This is a genomic window from Thiomicrospira microaerophila, from assembly GCF_023278225.1.
GTDB lineage: Bacteria > Pseudomonadota > Gammaproteobacteria > Thiomicrospirales > Thiomicrospiraceae > Thiomicrospira > Thiomicrospira microaerophila_A.
This window is the reverse complement of sequence record NZ_CP070959.1, coordinates 1,226,627-1,242,706: the sequence shown is the minus strand read 5'-3', so window position 1 is coordinate 1,242,706 and position 16,080 is coordinate 1,226,627. Positions and strand designations below refer to the sequence as shown.

The 16,080-nt window shown below is 42.8% G+C and carries 19 protein-coding genes; 13 read left to right on the top strand and 6 right to left on the bottom strand.

Features of this window, described 5'->3' with window-relative positions; translation table 11 throughout:
- The first annotated feature begins 8 nt into the window (after window positions 1-8).
- The 7 genes from JX580_RS06075 to JX580_RS06045 all read left to right on the top strand — a co-directional run bounded on the left by JX580_RS06075 (window position 9) and on the right by JX580_RS06045 (window position 6,655).
- Window positions 9-965: a cation diffusion facilitator family transporter gene (locus JX580_RS06075; protein ID WP_248849666.1), complete on the top strand. Its 957-nt coding sequence runs from the start codon at window positions 9-11 to the stop codon at window positions 963-965.
- A gap of 5 nt (window positions 966-970) precedes the next feature.
- Complete coding sequence (gene rmuC / locus JX580_RS06070; protein ID WP_248849665.1) at window positions 971-2,347, top strand: DNA recombination protein RmuC; 1,377 nt, start codon at window positions 971-973, stop codon at window positions 2,345-2,347.
- 207 nt (window positions 2,348-2,554) lie between these two features.
- The gene (rimO, locus tag JX580_RS06065) at window positions 2,555-3,886 is read left to right on the top strand and encodes a 30S ribosomal protein S12 methylthiotransferase RimO (protein ID WP_248849664.1); all 1,332 of its coding nucleotides are present in this window, start codon (window positions 2,555-2,557) and stop codon (window positions 3,884-3,886) included.
- Window positions 3,887-4,015: 129 nt separating this feature from the next.
- Window positions 4,016-4,405: a homoserine dehydrogenase gene (locus tag JX580_RS06060; protein ID WP_248849663.1), complete on the top strand. Its 390-nt coding sequence runs from the start codon at window positions 4,016-4,018 to the stop codon at window positions 4,403-4,405.
- Between the two features lie 165 nt (window positions 4,406-4,570).
- A complete protein-coding gene (gene tsaB, locus JX580_RS06055) occupies window positions 4,571-5,215 on the top strand; it encodes a tRNA (adenosine(37)-N6)-threonylcarbamoyltransferase complex dimerization subunit type 1 TsaB (protein WP_248849662.1) in 645 nt (214 codons plus the stop codon).
- 136 nt (window positions 5,216-5,351) lie between these two features.
- Window positions 5,352-5,807, top strand: coding sequence for a universal stress protein (locus tag JX580_RS06050; RefSeq protein WP_248849661.1), 456 nt, complete (start codon window positions 5,352-5,354; stop codon window positions 5,805-5,807).
- A complete protein-coding gene (locus tag JX580_RS06045) occupies window positions 5,807-6,655 on the top strand; it encodes a hypothetical protein (RefSeq protein WP_248849660.1) in 849 nt (282 codons plus the stop codon). The genes JX580_RS06050 and JX580_RS06045 overlap by 1 nt, the downstream gene beginning before the upstream one ends.
- Window positions 6,656-6,682: 27 nt before the next feature.
- On the opposite strand, the gene JX580_RS06040 is transcribed toward JX580_RS06045, so the two are convergent.
- Window positions 6,683-6,838, bottom strand: coding sequence for a hypothetical protein (locus JX580_RS06040; RefSeq protein WP_248849658.1), 156 nt, complete (start codon window positions 6,836-6,838; stop codon window positions 6,683-6,685).
- A gap of 79 nt (window positions 6,839-6,917) precedes the next feature.
- Here JX580_RS06040 and JX580_RS06035 point away from each other — a divergent pair, with 79 nt between their 5' ends.
- Entirely contained in the window at window positions 6,918-8,108 is a 1,191-nt protein-coding gene (locus JX580_RS06035; protein ID WP_248849656.1) for an SPOR domain-containing protein, read from the top strand.
- Here JX580_RS06035 and JX580_RS06030 read toward each other — a convergent pair.
- From JX580_RS06030 to JX580_RS06015, 4 genes are read right to left on the bottom strand one after another with little or no spacing between them, the layout of a single operon-like run.
- Window positions 8,088-9,626: a sensor histidine kinase gene (locus tag JX580_RS06030; protein WP_248849654.1), complete on the bottom strand. Its 1,539-nt coding sequence runs from the start codon at window positions 9,624-9,626 to the stop codon at window positions 8,088-8,090. The two genes, JX580_RS06035 and JX580_RS06030, sit on opposite strands and share 21 nt — an antisense overlap.
- A complete protein-coding gene (locus tag JX580_RS06025; protein WP_248849652.1) occupies window positions 9,627-10,328 on the bottom strand; it encodes a response regulator transcription factor in 702 nt (233 codons plus the stop codon). It lies immediately after the preceding gene.
- Between the two features lie 17 nt (window positions 10,329-10,345).
- Window positions 10,346-11,275 carry a hypothetical protein gene (locus tag JX580_RS06020; RefSeq protein WP_248849650.1) on the bottom strand — a complete coding sequence of 310 codons (930 nt, stop codon included), beginning with the start codon at window positions 11,273-11,275 and terminating at the stop codon, window positions 10,346-10,348.
- Window positions 11,276-11,310: 35 nt separating this feature from the next.
- Entirely contained in the window at window positions 11,311-12,831 is a 1,521-nt protein-coding gene (locus tag JX580_RS06015) for an RNA polymerase factor sigma-54 (RefSeq protein WP_248849648.1), read from the bottom strand.
- A 169-nt stretch (window positions 12,832-13,000) separates the two neighbouring features.
- Here JX580_RS06015 and JX580_RS06010 point away from each other — a divergent pair, with 169 nt between their 5' ends.
- Entirely contained in the window at window positions 13,001-13,438 is a 438-nt protein-coding gene (locus tag JX580_RS06010; protein WP_248849646.1) for a hypothetical protein, read from the top strand.
- Window positions 13,439-13,491: 53 nt separating this feature from the next.
- On the opposite strand, the gene dnaQ is transcribed toward JX580_RS06010, so the two are convergent.
- Window positions 13,492-14,187: a DNA polymerase III subunit epsilon gene (gene dnaQ / locus JX580_RS06005; protein WP_248849644.1), complete on the bottom strand. Its 696-nt coding sequence runs from the start codon at window positions 14,185-14,187 to the stop codon at window positions 13,492-13,494.
- A 65-nt stretch (window positions 14,188-14,252) separates the two neighbouring features.
- Here dnaQ and JX580_RS06000 point away from each other — a divergent pair, with 65 nt between their 5' ends.
- From JX580_RS06000 to JX580_RS05985, 4 genes are read left to right on the top strand one after another with little or no spacing between them, the layout of a single operon-like run.
- Window positions 14,253-14,678: an FKBP-type peptidyl-prolyl cis-trans isomerase gene (locus tag JX580_RS06000; RefSeq protein WP_248849642.1), complete on the top strand. Its 426-nt coding sequence runs from the start codon at window positions 14,253-14,255 to the stop codon at window positions 14,676-14,678.
- 8 nt (window positions 14,679-14,686) lie between these two features.
- Window positions 14,687-15,220, top strand: coding sequence for a DUF3087 family protein (locus JX580_RS05995; RefSeq protein WP_248849640.1), 534 nt, complete (start codon window positions 14,687-14,689; stop codon window positions 15,218-15,220).
- The gene (locus JX580_RS05990; protein ID WP_248849638.1) at window positions 15,217-15,693 is read left to right on the top strand and encodes a hypothetical protein; all 477 of its coding nucleotides are present in this window, start codon (window positions 15,217-15,219) and stop codon (window positions 15,691-15,693) included. The genes JX580_RS05995 and JX580_RS05990 overlap by 4 nt, the downstream gene beginning before the upstream one ends.
- On the top strand, window positions 15,690-15,995 hold the full coding sequence (locus tag JX580_RS05985; RefSeq protein ID WP_248849636.1) for a nucleotidyltransferase family protein: 306 nt from the start codon (window positions 15,690-15,692) through the stop codon (window positions 15,993-15,995). Before JX580_RS05990 ends, JX580_RS05985 begins: the two co-directional genes overlap by 4 nt.
- Window positions 15,996-16,080: the final 85 nt, after the last annotated feature.

The following is a 16,080-nucleotide window of genomic DNA, read 5'->3' as shown; positions in this document are numbered from 1 at the left end:
ATTTTTCGATGTCGAGTCATCAAGTCCTGCTAAATAAACTTGAAAAACGTGCACTAGACTTTTCGGTCTGGGGCAATGTGTTTATGGTTGTGATTGGGGTAGGTTTTGCGATTGTGAGTGCGTCTGACGCGATTATGTTGGATGGTCTCTATTCGTTTATCCATCTGTTAATCGCGTTGTTAACGCTTCGTGTGTCAAGATTGGTGATGAAACCCAGTAACGATGACTATCCATTTGGTTATTGGATGTATGAGCCGATGATTAATCTGGCGAAAGGCTTGATGATCATTACCCTATTGGCTTTGGCCTTGTTTAATGCGTTTTCTGCGCTTTATTCCGGGGGCACAGAAGTGGTGCTGGGGATGGCAGTCTTTTATGCTGTGTTGGCAACGGTTGGCTGTTTTGTTTCGGGTTGGTTTGTGGGCAGCTTGGGTAAACGCGCCCATTCCCCGTTGGCGTTGGTGGACGCAAAGAACTGGTTGGTTGACGGTTATATTTCTGCTGCAATGCTTGGGGTGTTTTTAGCCGCTTATTTTGTGCAGGATACCGATTGGGCGCATTGGGTGCCTTATTTTGATCCGATTATGGTCATTGTACTGGTGGCGTTTATTGTGATTGTGCCGCTGAGTATTATGCGTGATGCTTGGAACGAAATTGTCGGTAAACATCCCGGGGATGATATTGAGGATAAGATCCGTGATTTAATTGACTCGGTGATTAGTTCAGCACTGCATAAGGGCTATCGTTTACGTTTGGTGATGACAGGTCGGTTTTTGTTAGTGCATATTTATTTTAAAATTGAAGCCGATAGTCCATTAGATAGTATTGAAGCTTTAGATGATGTGCGTGAACAGCTTTATCAGGCCTTTCGCAAACACTATCCTTTTGTTGCTATGGATGTGGTGTTCACCCAACAAGATAAATGGCAAAAAATAGCGACCGGTGAAAGTGAGGCCACAGGGTGAGTGTGTTGTCATGGCTTTTAGCCGGCTGGGCTTGTTTTGCCAGCCTATTGCTGGGTTTTGTTATTTGGCGTTTGCGTGAAAAAGAAGGGCTTTATCAAGCATTAAAAGCAGATGTAGATCAATCTAACCAGGCCTGGTTATTACAGTTGCATCAACAACAAACGGATTTGATTTTGGCGCAATCTCAGTTGGAACACTGGCAAAATCAAGCACAGGCCTTAACTGAAAAATTGGAAAACAACCAGCAACGCCTTGGTGAGCTTGACGTGGCTCATGCCCGGTTACAAACTCAGCTTGAAGAGAAACAGCGTGGGTTTGATCAACAGCATAGCCAACTACAGAAGACGTTTTCTGAATTGGCGCTGGGTGTTTTTAATCAAAATAATCAAGTATTTAAGCAGCAAACTGAACAAAGCTTGAATCAGTTGTTAATGCCGTTTCAACATGATGTTAAGCTGTTTAAGCAACAATTAGAGCAGATACAGCAAGTTGAAAGTGAACAGCGGTTAGCCTTGAAGTTTGAGTTACAGAATTTGCAGAAGATGAATCTAAATTTGTCTGATCAAGCGCACCAATTAACGCAAGCACTTCAGGGACAAAAAAAGGCACAGGGTAACTGGGGCGAAATGATTCTTGAGCGTGTGCTGGAATCAGCAGGCCTGGTTGCTCCACGCGATTTTCAGCGGGAGGTTTCGATCCAAGGCGAACAGGGGCGTCAAAGACCGGATGTGGTGGTTTATCTACCCGGTAATCGTCATGTTATTATTGATGCTAAGACGTCTTTAAGCGCCTATAGTCGAATGGTGAATGCAGAAACTGAATCACTCCGTGAGCAGGCATTGAAAGATCATCTTAAAGCGCTTTACGAGCGTATGAAAGAATTGTCTGATAAGAATTATTTTAAATTACCAGGCCTGGTGACGCCTGAGGTGGTTATTTTATTTATGCCTATTGAGTCGGCCTATGTCGAGGCGATTAAAGCGGATCCTTCTTTGCTTGAGGAAGCCATGCGGCTTAATTTATTGATTGCAACGCCTTCAACTTTGTTAAGTTCATTGCAAATTGTTCGCCAGCTTTGGCGGTTTGCCGAACAGAATAACCATAGCGCAGAGTTGGCTAAACGGGCTGAGATGTTTTATATCAAATTAAACACTTTTATCAATAGCTTACAAACAGTAGGTCAACAACTGGATAAGGCTAAAGAGGCCTACGATAAGGCTTTTTCTCAACTCTATTCAGGCCGAGGTAATTTGATTAAACAAGCAGCGGAGTTTAAGGATTTAGGCGTGCGCGTGCAAAAAGAGTTGCCCGCTGAGTGGGTGGAGCGCGCGGATCTTGAACTTCCCGACCCGACTGTGAAAACACCGGAGGCCGAACAATGAAGCAGATTGATTTTTCCTCTGATTTTCTAAATGTCCCTAAATCTTCAAGCCCTTTATGGATTGACGAGCGATTGAATAGGTGAGGCCGAATCTTGGTTAACCACAATTAAGACAGGTTTAAAACTTGCATTTAACGAAACCGATTTGTTGTAAAATGCGCGCATTAAAAGATAACCAAGCCTAGTGCTTGAAAAATGTGAGATTAGTATGAGTAAACATCAGCCCACGGTGGGCGTCGTTAGTTTGGGCTGCCCTAAAGCCACAGTGGATTCTGAACGAATTTTAACCCAGTTGCGTACAGAGGGTTATCATCTATCTAATTCGTATGAAGATGCAGATACCGTTATTGTTAATACCTGTGGTTTTATTGATTCTGCCGTGCAAGAATCACTGGATGCGATTGGTGAAGCCTTGCGTGAGAATGGTAAGGTCATCGTGACCGGATGTTTAGGCGCTCGCGATGAAGAAATCTTAAAACACTATCCTCAAGTCCTGTCAGTTTCGGGGCCGCAAGCTTATGAAACCGTGCTGAATGCGGTGCATGATGTGGTTCAGCCGCCTGAGCATAACCCTTATGTTGATCTTGTGCCGCCGCAGGGTGTTAAGTTAACGCCACGTCACTATGCGTATCTAAAAATTTCAGAGGGGTGTAACCACCGTTGTTCGTTTTGTATTATTCCATCCATGCGTGGTGATCTGGTGAGTCGTCCGGTGAGCGATGTTCTGGATGAAGCCAAACGTCTTGTAGAAGCTGGGGTTCAGGAGTTATTGGTTATTTCTCAGGATACCGCGGCGTATGGTGTTGATGTAAAACACAAACTGGATTTTTGGAATGGTCAACCGGTTAAAACCTCGATGACCGGCCTGGTAAAGGCATTGGGCGATATGGGGGTTTGGGTCAGGTTGCATTATGTTTATCCCTATCCGAACGTTGAGGAAGTGATTCCTTTAATGGCCGAGGGTAAGGTTTTGCCTTATTTGGATATGCCTTTGCAACATGCCGATCCGCGTGTGCTTAAAGCGATGCGTCGTCCAGGAAATATTGACAAACAATTGGAACGGATTCAGCAATGGCGTCAACAGGTGCCGGATTTGACCTTGCGTTCGACTTTTATTGTTGGTTTTCCCGGTGAAACCGAAGAGGAATTTCAGCGCTTATTGGACTTTTTGGAGCAAGCTCAACTTGACCGAGTAGGTTGTTTTCAATATTCACCGGTTGAGGGTGCGGCAGCGAACGCGATTGCGGAGCCAGTACCGGATGAGGTTAAGCAAGATCGCTATGATCGTTTTATGCAAACTCAGCAAGCAATCAGCGCTAAAAAAATGCAGGCCAAAATTGGCAAGCGGATGATGGTATTGGTGGATGAGGTAGACGATGAGGGGGCAATTGCACGTTCAGCGGCAGATGCCCCTGAAATTGACGGCATGGTGTTTATCCCTGAAGGTGATGGCTTGCAGCCGGGCGACATGCTTGAAGTTGAAATCTTTGCTGCTGATGAATATGATTTGTGGGCTCAACCGGTTTTAGCCGATGATTAGGCTTGTTATTCGATAAATTAAAACACAAAGTGTATAAAATATTTTCATGGCAATTGCCGATTAGTATTGAGTCAATATCCTTTATACTCCTTGGGTTAATCGTTAACCGATAAAGGGAGTGTAAAGCCGATGAGACAAATTACCGTTTTAATGATTGGGTTAGGTCGTATTGGGGGCAAGTTCTACCAGCAGTTTTCAGGCATTGACGAAAGTCGAGTGAAAATTATTGCAGTGAGTGAGCCTAACCTTGCTAATCCGTTGCTTAAGGACTGCGAACGAAGGGGCATTCCTAACTTTCCTAACTATGAACAGGTAATCCGTGATTTTGGCGCTAAGATCGATATTATTATGGATACCTCGAACCGTCCTGAGTTAAAACTTTCCGTTCGTAAGCTATTGCAAGAAACCAATAATCAGCATACGGTGCTAGTGCCTATGATCGTTGATTATTTGATGTGGTATATGTTGCAAGATGCCGAAATCCTTCCTCAAGCACATCACGAAAGTATCGGATACTAGTCATTAGGTGCTGCGTTCAACCTCACAACTGCGAGCTATTCGCAGTTGACTTATGATCCTTTCAAATTCCCTTTCCAAATGGTCATTTCCTAGAAGGTGATCGGTTATACTTTGACATCCTATAACTGATGTAAAGCGCGTTTAAGCTAAGGAAAATAAAAGTATATGAATATATTAGCCATTGAGACTTCGACGGCTCACTGTAGCGTGAGTATTCAGGGAAAAGATATTAATTACCATGAAGACCGTGCAGCGCCACAAAAACATGCTGAACTTATCTTGCCGATGATAGAAAAAGCAATGCAAGAAACCGGGGTGAATTCAAGTCAACTCGATCTTTTGGCTTTTGGTGAGGGTCCCGGAGCTTTTACCGGGCTGCGGATTGCTGCGGGCGTAATTCAGGGGTTAGCATTAGGCTGGGATAAACCCGTTGTGGCAATTTCTTCGCTTGAAGCCTTGGCATACCAAGGTTTTAAACATTTAGGTAAGCAGGCCTGGTTAGCTTGTCTTGATGCACGGATGGGAGAAGTGTACACTCAGTTTTGTGAATTTAGCCAACAAGGCGACTTACTTAATAGTTCCACAGCCTCGTTAGTTAAAGCAGATAGCCTGTCCACGTTAAGTTTTAAAAACGGGATTGGTGATATTGAAGCTAGCTATCCGGAACAAATCCAAAAATTTGAAACCTGGTTAACGGCGGTGCCCGTTGCTTTTGCAATAGCTGAACTAGCCGCTCAAAAAGCAGCGAGTGCCGCTGATTTGAGCCAACAAGTACCACAACCCGTTTATTTGAGGGCATCGGTCAGTTAATCGGATGACTTGGTTTGTATTGGTGTGCTTATAAATTAAGCAATGCTTATCAGGCTAAAGACTTTATTGAAGTTTTTATGAAACCCCCATTGTTTCTAACAATCTTATCCACAGATAATGTGTAAAAGGAAGGACTATGCAACACTACCAAAATATACTGGCAGCCGTTGATTTTTCAGCGCACAGTCAACAAGCTTTAGTCAGAGCAAAAGAGATGGCAGAGCTGCATTCTGCAAAGCTTAAGGTGATTCATGTCACTGAACTCCCCAGCTATCCTGTACTTGAAGATATTGCGATCACCGGTTTGCCTGGAATTTGGGGAGATGATTTAGCTGATAAATTACACCAGGTATCCCAAACTAAATTAAACAAGTTGGTTCAGGCTGTTGGTATTGATCCAATTTGCTGTGAGGTTGTTGTCGGCATTGCTAAGCAAGATATTGTTAAACAGGCCGAACTTGTAAATGCTGACCTGATTATTATTGGTCGTCGCGGCTTGTCTGTCATTCAAAGACTAATTGGTTCGACAGCCGATGCTGTTCTACACCAAGCTCACTGTGATGTATTGGCCGTGAATTTAGGAGAAGATTAATGTCATCTAGGCTTTTTATTGCGCTATTCAGCTTTTTTATCTTTTTTTCATTTTCAAAATATAGCGTGGCACAGCCGTTTTCTGTTGGCCAAACGGTATTTGTTGGTATCCCATCGGTTAACATTCGTGATGATGCTTTTATTATTGGTCAAATAACCCGTGTTACTGAGGCAGGTGATTATCAGATCAAGGTCGAAGAATATGTTGAAGGGCACGACTATGGCGCTTTCTGCACACCGGTTGCGGTTAGTCCAGGCAGTTCTGAATATGGCGATGGTTGGGAAGTTTGGCAGGATACGCGGAGCCTTAGACAACAGAATCTTGAATATATCGTTGCTGCGCAGAATGTAATGCCTTACCGAGCTGGGCAATATCACTATATTGAACGTAATAATACCTGGGTAGTTTATGGTCGTTGGTTGTCTGATGCACCAATATTAGCACCGGAACGTATTGAGAGAGCAATCAATGGATTAGAACCGATTGGTTTGACGGGAATGGAGCCGTCGTTAAGACTGGTTATCGATCATCGCTTAGCTTTTTATGAGCAGGGTTGGGGACGCCCTTACTGGCCTTATGAAACTATAGCGCCGATTAATGATTTACTAGATAAAGTGTTAGTTACTTTCGATCAAAACCCAGCTTTAGAAGCCTTGTGGCGTTCAAAAAAGCGTGACCAAAAACAGCTAATGACCGATGTAGAAACCTTCTTTTTAATCGCGACCCTAGACAAGATAGTTAAAGATAGTTATTACCAGCTTTATGAGAATTTAGACAAGGCAGATTCGCAACAGGTTTTGGAGTTAGTGGCCAAGCTTAAAAAACTGGGTTATGAAAAAAGGAGTTAAAAAAAGCCGACTTTTAGGTCGGCTTTTTTATAGTTGGTTGCGTTTATTGTCGTCATCCTTAGTGTTTCTGAAAAACAAATATACACCGTAGATGACTAAACCGACTATTAATACCGCAACACTGGTAAAGCCAAGCATTAATAGTAGAGCATCCACAACCTTGTCTGTAGTGATAGAATGCATTTAAATTATCCATTTATTTTTGTAGCGTATCATTCTACAATAAAACAATAATTATGCGTTATAAACATTGAGAAAACCTATGGCAAAAACGATATCGGAACTAGAACAAGAGCGTGCAAAGTTACTTGAAGCGATCGAAGCTCAGGCTAATCAGTTATCCAAACAACGTGGCACTTCTACAAATGAAGCCAGGCCTCACACATTAAATGATTGGTTAAATGCCGCTGAACAAGTCGTGCCTTCAAAAAAAGAACCTAGCATAAACTATGACGATGACTACAGTGCATTAGTTAAGACACGCACATCCAAGCCATTTATTGATGACTCGTTTTCAACTGAAACCTTTTCAGAGCCGAGTGTTACCTTATCTCAAGCCGCCGCACCCGTTGTTCAGCAGGCGAAAACAAAACCCACTAGCTCATCCGTTCAGGCACAACAGGCCACTCATGCCAAAAAAGCATCGGTATTTGGTGTTGTAATTATGCTTTCACTTCTTCTAACGGTATTGGGTGTTATTTATGTGGCTTATAATGCAGTTCAACGTGATTTACAGCAGTTAGCAACGATTCATAGCGAAATAATTGGAGATATGGCCTTATTGGAACAGCAGGTTGTATCCTTAAGAGAGCAGGTTGAAAAGGGAGGGGATCCCGAGTTATTTGATCAGTTTATTGATCGAATTGATTCACTTGGACAGCAATTGAATGGACTTCAACAGATTCAACAAACGCAAACTCAGCAGGTGCAAGATAACCTAAATATTAATGAGCTTGTAACTGATTTGGAAAATCAAATACAGGCGCGCCTGGATAGTATGTTAAGCCAATGGAAATCGGTTGACACAAATACGGCCCAGCTGGAGGTTTCCGATGGGACGTTGGTTAGAGAAATGCAGATTGAATCAGTTATTGCTGAACCAACACCTCCAGCAGTTCCCCGTGTTGAGCAGAAGGTGGTACGTTTGGTTGAAGCCAAAAAACCTCAGGATCTAGATGTTAATTGGCTTTTACAACAACCAGCGGAACACTTTTTACTTCAATTGGCTTCAATGCCTGAACGCTCCGGTGTAGAAAAGGTCATGGCTGACAAACGTGTTCAGGGAGGCAGAATTATTCCGCAGCTTAGAGATGGCAGAAAAAGCTATGTATTAGTTGTCGGCGGCTACCAAGGCCGTGCAGAAGCCAATCAAAAAGCGATAGAGCTGAAAGAGGCTACCGGTATTTCACCTTGGGTTCGCCGAGTTCGTGACCTAAGTAGTCGGGTTGAATAAAGCCATTTCCAATTTGATACTGACACCTTGAAGATCATCCCAGTTTTGAGCTGTTAGCCTTGCATGGTGATGGTCTGCGATCAATCTCGCTAAATAAAGGCCAAGTCCTAAATGAGTCGCTTGGCCAAAATGTTTAGGTCTGACAGAGATCATCCCTTCAAATATTTCTTGTTCCAGGCCACTTGGAAGTTTTGGGCCGGCATTATCAATTTTAAATTCTATATGTGTTGAAGATTGGCTTAAGGTGATCGTTATAGGTTTTGAAAAATCGTTAAACTCCAAAGCGTTATCGATTAATTTATCGAACAGTTGTTCCATCAAAAATCCATCGGCTGCGATCGTTAGGTTATCGTGTTGTAGGTGGTTTTTTAAAACCACCAGGCCTGGTGGTTGACTGTCCACTATACCCTGAAAATAAGCGACTAAACGCTGACAAGTGATCGGTTTTAAGTCTTGCTCGCTGAGGCTTTGTTCTAAACTGGATGCTTCGGTCAATAAATCAATAATATGTTTAAGTTGATTAAGTGTCGCTTGTGCTTGAATAAGTTTAGGTTGCTCAGGCATCTGCATTAACAGCAATTCAATATTTGCGTTAAGTCGATTGATTGGGTTGTGGAGTTCGTGCCGAAGTGTACGAGGGAGCTGTTTAAGATAACGTTCGTAACTGGCTATTTTTTCAAGCATTTCAATAATTCGCTTTCTAAGATCGGTAACTTCATCTTGAATAGTTTCTGCGTAGTCGAGTTTATTGATTTGTAGCTTTTTTGTATCATTAAAGCTGTTTTTAACGTCTTCACTGAGTCTGATGATTCGACTCGATAAGGTTTGCGCATAGAAAAGAATGCCCATTAACACAAGGGTCATAAAGAGTGTGGTTAACCCAATTAAATGATAAAAACTTTTTAGGCTTTGCTGAAATAGCTTCTCCAAACCCTGTTCAAAAACCACCGCACCAATAATCGCATTTTGACTGTAAAGTGGGCTGGCTGACATAAGACTTACCGCCTTTCCTTGGTCATTGGTTCGATATTGTTGCCCGGTTTTTCCCGAAAGTGCTAACTCGATGACCGCCTGCTCAGGATGGCGTGTCTGTGGGTAGGGGTAGGGGATCGGGCTTGTTAATTTGCTGACCAGTTGCAGACCGGCAAAGCCAATCCACTCTAAAACAGAGCGTTCGATTTTCAGTTCAGTGTTAAGGTGACCCATGACATAGGTGGTTTGACCCTGGTGATTTACAAGCCAGATAGCACTGTTATCCAGGTCAAGATGGGCAAGAATTTGTCCAGTTTCACTAGTTTGTCCCCATAGTTCGGGTCTTGTTTCAAGAATAAGTGCTAAATTTTGAACGGTATGTTGATGTAAAGTGGCTTGATGGCTGAGCAACAAGTGTTGTAGGTCAAGAGCCAGTCGATAGGCAAGCAAAGGGAGAAAAATTAACAAAAGAAAAAACAAAATGAGTCTGCGTTTAATCGTAAAACGAATCCAATTGGGTCTGGGCGTGGGATAAGGACGACGCATTTATTTTTTGGGAGATTGCCAGCTATAACCCCGGCCGTAAACATTATGGATTAAGTCAAAATCCGGCGTAATTTTTTTAAATGCTTGGCGAAGACGACAAATATGGGTGTTGATGGTGTTCCGCTCTACCACACCCTGAGTTGCAGCTTGAAGGTCTTGGTAACTGATAACACTACCTATTGAATGGGTTGCGAACTGCTCAAGCATTTCAAATTCAGTTACTGTTAAGTTTAATGGTTTTTGATGCCAACTGGCCTTAAAGGTCTGAGGGTCTAACATCAGGTTTTCAATAAATGTAGTTTTATTGTTCAGGGTTGGTGCGTTTTGAGTTAATCGAAGAAGGTTGGTTACTTTTCGTTTTAAAACCGCTAGGCTGATGGGTTTAGGCAGGTAATCAATCGCACCAAGGTCATGGCCGGCTACTATGTCAAATTCAGATTGACGTTCAGACAAGAAAATAATAGGAATAGGGCGTTGATAAGTCTGCAAATGCCGAGCAAGATCAAAGCCACCATCCATTTCATCGCCCAAGATAATATCTGAGATCAGCAAGTCTGGAAGTTGCTGATCGAGTCGGCTCTGCGCTTGTGGACGTAAACCGAAAGCCTCGATAAGCAGATCTTTAGATTCAAGGGCTTCAAGGATGTTAGCCCTTTGCTCCGGGTCATCCTCGACAAGCATGACGCGATATGACTGATCCATATTCTAATCAAGATTCGCTATTTAACGTGATGAAAGTCAAGAATTTGCATGTTCATAATCAATCCCGCATCTTGAATTGGTAAAACAATCGCATCTTCGTCGGATTCGTTGTGGTGCGAGTGCCACCAGCCCGGGGGGGTTATAAACACTGAACCAGCGACCCATTGGGCTTTTATAGGGTCAATAATTTGACCTTGATCGTCAATTTCTTTGCCAATCATCGTATAGGTGTTGTTACCAGCAGACACGCAATAGTCGATCGCGATAGAATTATGACGGTGAGGTTTTTGCACTATGCCTTTAGGCAAAACATTATAAAGCGACCATAGCGTATGGGTTAGCGTCATGGTAAGAGGGAAGTTTGGATTTGATAGCAAAATTCCGGTTCTGTTTCTACCTTCACCTTGAGCACGGACGTCGGCTAATTCCTTTTCCAACCGCTCTTTGGTGTAAAGCACGGGCGTAAAGCGTTGCTCACTCGGTATAACGCCAAGATAGTTTAGCAGTGGGGCATCGGAAACCCAATAAAGCGCGGCATCCTCAGTAGCACTATGTAGTGCATCCGGAACGGCGGGCAGGGTAAACAAATCGCCTTGTTTCCACTCAATCGTGCCCTGTTGCATTTGGGTGCGACCTTTGCCGTGAATAACATAAAACATTTGAGAGGTCGCTTTTTCATCGGTACGCAGACTGCTCCCTTCGCAAATGCGAATAAAGTTAGCCATAAGGTTAGGCGTGGTACAGGGATAGTTTGATTTTAACTGAGATGATAAGTCAAACGGAATTACGCGCGTTGCGCCTTCGGCATATAGACTATTTGGAAAACATTCGACACCGATTTTTGGCATAGGCGGGTTAACCGCTGACATATACTCTTTAAATTCTGCCTGGGCTTCCCATTGTTGGGCAACCTGTTGTCTTTGTTCTATGGCGGGTCTTTCTATCATTGTGGGTTACCTATCTACTGACTTTAGGATTGAGTTTAACGAAAACGGTTTATTTTTTTGCGCTCGCTTGACGAAGGAATACCTAGGGCTTCACGATACTTTGCGATTGTACGGCGTGCAATATTGATGTCTTTTTCTTCAAGTAATTGCATGAGTTTATTATCGCTTAATGGCTTACTGCTGTCTTCATTGTCAACCAATTCCTTGATGTGAGCTTTAATGGCGACAGCAGACTGGTCTTCACTACCATGCTGACTAATGCCGCTTGAGAAAAAGTATTTTAATTCAAAAGTACCGCGAGGTGTTTGCATATATTTTTGGCTGGTTGCCCTTGATATTGTTGACTCGTGAAGATCTAAAGCTTCAGCCACTTCACGCAGAACTAAAGGCTGCATTGCCTGTTCTCCTTCTTCAAAAAAGCGATATTGCTTTTCAATAATATAACGCCCAACACGAAGCAGGGTTTCACCACGGCTATGAACACTTTTTATTAAGCCGCGAGCCTCAGCCAGTTGCTCTTTTATTTTCCTCGCTTGTTCAGAATTATCAAGTTGATTAGCCATATCAATATAGCTGGCATTAACCGTTAAACGTGGAAAAGCATCGGTGTTTAATTCGACTAACCAGCCTTGACGACTGCGAGTTAGGCGAAGATCAGGAATAACTATGTCAGGCTGCGTAGCAGAAAATTCACGACCAGGCCTGGGGTTGAGAGATTGAATCAGCTTAAGCAGTCGATCTAACTCCAATTCATCCAAACCATACATTTTCATAATGCGTTTGTGATCATGGTAGGACAACCAGTCAAAATGCTCGTTTAATAATTGAATGGCGGTTATTTTATAAGGTGAGTTGGGTAGATTTTTTAGTTGCAATAACAAGCATTCTTGTACGTTCCTCGCCGCAACACCAGAGGGTTCAAATTGCTGAATGCATTTTAATACCGATTCAAGTCGCGCTAAATCCAGGTCTAGAGATTCATTATCGTTAATCGCCTCTAAAATGTCGGTTAACTCTGCTTGAAGATAGCCTTCGTCATTTATTTCATCAATAAGATAGGACGCGATGATTTCGTCCGACTCTGAGGGCCAGACATAGGTATCGGCCTGCCAGTTTAAATGATCATGTAAGCTTTTCTGTTCAGCGGTATAGTTTTCGGCAGCGGTGTATTCGTCGGGATCTTGGTGCGAAGTTTGGCTTGTAGCACCAACTTGCCGATCACTGTAGAGTTCTTCAGATGAGTATTCCGAACTATAAGCTTCGTCATGATGAGACAGATCATTGTTGATATCAATTTCTTTTAGTGTGTCCGCATCGAACTCATAGTCTTTTTCAGCCGCCTCAAGTGCATTTAGCTCATTGTCGGCTTCAAGGTCAGTATCATCAGACAAAAGCTCGTCTTCAATTTCAAGCATAAAGTTAGTTTCAAGCGTTGCTTCGATCGTCTGCTGAACTTCCAGTGCAGAATACTGTAATATTTTTATTGATTGTTGCAACTGAGGGGTCAACTTAAGTTGTTGCCCCATGTTTATTTGTAAACCTGGCATGATCGCCATCTACAAACACTCCTCGAAGATATCTATTAATTTATTTAATGTCAAATTGGCTCTGTTTTGATCCCCAAAGCGCTTGGTTATGGCTATAATAATCCAAAATATGTCAAAACGGTAATAAAACAATGGGTCTTGGCATAGAATTTGGTTTAATTTTTTTGGAGGAGTTTATATGACTATAAAAGCAGACGCGCAGCAGATTATTAATGACCTACCGGATGATGCTACCTGGGATGACCTAGTCAAAGAGCTTATTCGCCAACGTAAAATTACAACCGGATTAAAAGACCACGAAATTCATTCTAACGATGAGTTGACAGATGCCGACCTCAACGCAATTATGGCACGGCTGCATTCAAGCCATTCAAGACCTGATGACATGCGTAACACCAAAACCTATAAACCGGGCAATGCGACCACATTAGGTATGGTGGCGGGTATCGTCGCAATCGTATTCGCTTTTGTTATCCCGCCTATCTCATGGTTAGGTGCGGCGATAGCCGTAGTTGCTGGTGGTATAGGGCTTTCTCGAAAAGAAGAAAAAGCGTGGATTCCACTATTGCTTGCGTTTGTTGCAGTATTCTCATTTTTCATTGCACTTGGCGGCTAATTAATTAAATACATTATCGCTAGCTGATCAAGAAACCAGTTTGACAGCTAGCTCTACCAAATGTTTGGATTCTCTTGATTTTTTAGTAGTTGATTTAAGTAATTGTGATGCTCGTTGATTTCATGCTGGTTGGCATGAATAATACGAATAGGCTTACGATTTGTTAAATTAGACTTGCTAATCCTGTCTTTCTTTTCCGTGTTGTCTGTACTTAAGCTTAATTTAACCTGACCGCCGGTCATCATTAAATATACGTCTGCCAAAATTTCCGAGTCAAGTAAGGCGCCATGCAAGGTTCGCCCTGAGTTATCGACTCCTAAGCGTTTGCATAACGCATCTAAAGAATTACGCTGTCCCGGATAGGTTTTGCGCGCCATCTTTAAGCTATCGGTTATTTTGCAGTGATCTTCAAGCTTGCCCCAAGGGTTTTTAGGTAATTGTGACAGTTCGTGATTAATAAACCCTACGTCAAACGGTGCATTGTGAATAATTAATTCCGCACCGCTTACAAACGCCATAAACGCCTCAACCACGTCTGCAAACACCGGCTTGTCTTGAAGGAATTCGTTGGTAATACCATGAACCTCAATCGCTTCCTGTTCGATTTCGCGCTCAGGGCGAATGTATTGATGGTAGTGTTGATTCGTTAGTTTGCGCTCAACCAGCTCAACACAGCCAATTTCAATAATCCGATGACCCTGTTTGGGGTCAATGCCGGTGGTTTCAGTATCGAGGATTATCTGACGCATCGCTTTCTCACATGGGTTAAAATAGCGATCATTTTAACATTGATATTAAATCAGAGGGCAGCACAATGCGCGTAAAAAATGGAGCAAAGGTCACGTTTCACTATGAGTTAAAGGGTGATGACGGCAAACTATTGGATTCTACCTATGGGATTGCGCCTGTAGTCTATATTCACGGTGAAGAGGAAATTATTGAAGGCTTGGAAGACTTTCTTGATGGTGAAGAAGCCGGGTTTGAAGCTAAAGTAACGATTGAGCCGGAAAAAGGCTATGGTTATGAAGCTGATGACTTATTAGTGGTGGCTAGCCCGGAGAACTTTGATGATAATGTCGATTTAGTTGAAGGTAATGTGGTTGAAACCGAAGACCCAGATGGTAACCCGATTAACTTCCGTATCACTAAAATTGTTGGCGATAAGGTTTATTTAGATGGCAATCACCCATTGGCCGGCAAACGCTTACATTATAAAGTTGAAATTCTATCCGTTGAATAGGAGAAGTTATGTTCCAGATTCAAGAGATTGACCCCAAGGTTTATCGTACCAATACCCGTAATGCCACTTTGCGTATTATGGGATTGTTTGTTGTGGTTGGCTTTGCTAGTTCTTACGGTTTTTACAGTTTGTTTGATGATCCGGTAAATCCACTAACCTTGCAAATCATGGGGGCTATGATGGGCTTGGCTTTGGTATTTTGGATTACTGCCAAATATTTTAAAGACAAACCTTGGATGGCTGAGGCGATGTATGGCTGGAAATTAAAGCGTAGTTTAATGCACTTGACGAATGCCATGCGCCAACTGCAAGAAAAAGTAGATGCGAATGATGTTGAGGCGATGAAACTGATGCGTTTTTATCACCTCGGCATTACCCAAATGTACACCTTGGAACAAAATACCAGTGGATTGATTGATCTAAAAGTCGAACGCGATGCGCTTGAAGCCAGAATGCAGGCTATGGGCATCGATACCGAACAAAAAAGCTTTGACCTAGCTAAGCTAAAAGCTGTTATCGGTGATGAGTTAGCAGCGAAATGAATAAGGTTATCGTTGTCAGCAACCTTGAGCGCTCTAAGAAGTTAGGTGTTCGTTTAAGCAAAGCTAAAATACAGCTGGCGGCGATTATGCCGCTCGATATCAAAAGTTTTGACCCTGATAAGTTTGATGATCAACTTTTGCTGCAGCTTGACGGGTTTCGTGCAAGGTTTTCGGATTATCAAGATCTGCTGGGTCAAGTGATGTTTAAACTTGTTTGTCAGGTGGATCAGGACGAAACACCGGCAGTTGTTTTATCCACGCGAGAACGCCAGCAGTTGATGGCGAAAAAAAGATTAATTGACATTGAGGTTTGGCAAACCTTGCGTGAAATTCGCAACAGCTTCACGCATGATTATCCTGACCAGCATGAAGAAAAAGCCATGATATTAAACCAGGCCTGGTTGGCGGTGGACAGCCTGTTAGCGATGGGTCAGGCGATTGAAGCTTACCTAGAGAAGGTTGTGGCGGAATGAGGTTGAGCGTTTCTCAGCTTGAAATCATTAAGCATTTCGTTTCGAGAGTGTTTGAAAAAGAGCAGGGTTATCAATTGTGGTTGTTTGGATCGCAAATGGATGACGCTGTAAAAGGTGGAGATGTTGATCTGTGTTTGATTGCTGATATGGAGCCGGAACCTTTGTTGCAAATCAAACTACAACTGCGCCCTAAGCTTGAAGAGGCTTTAGATATTCCGGTGGATTTAGTCACCCAATCACAACAGCGTCCCATAAAGACCATCACCCAACAAGCCATTGAAAATGGCTTGCGGTTGCTGTAGTGGTGATAGCCTGTTAGTTTCGGTTAAATGCGTTTAATCTATCTAGTGATTATATTGTACAATATATTGTCATTTATTAAGTGGG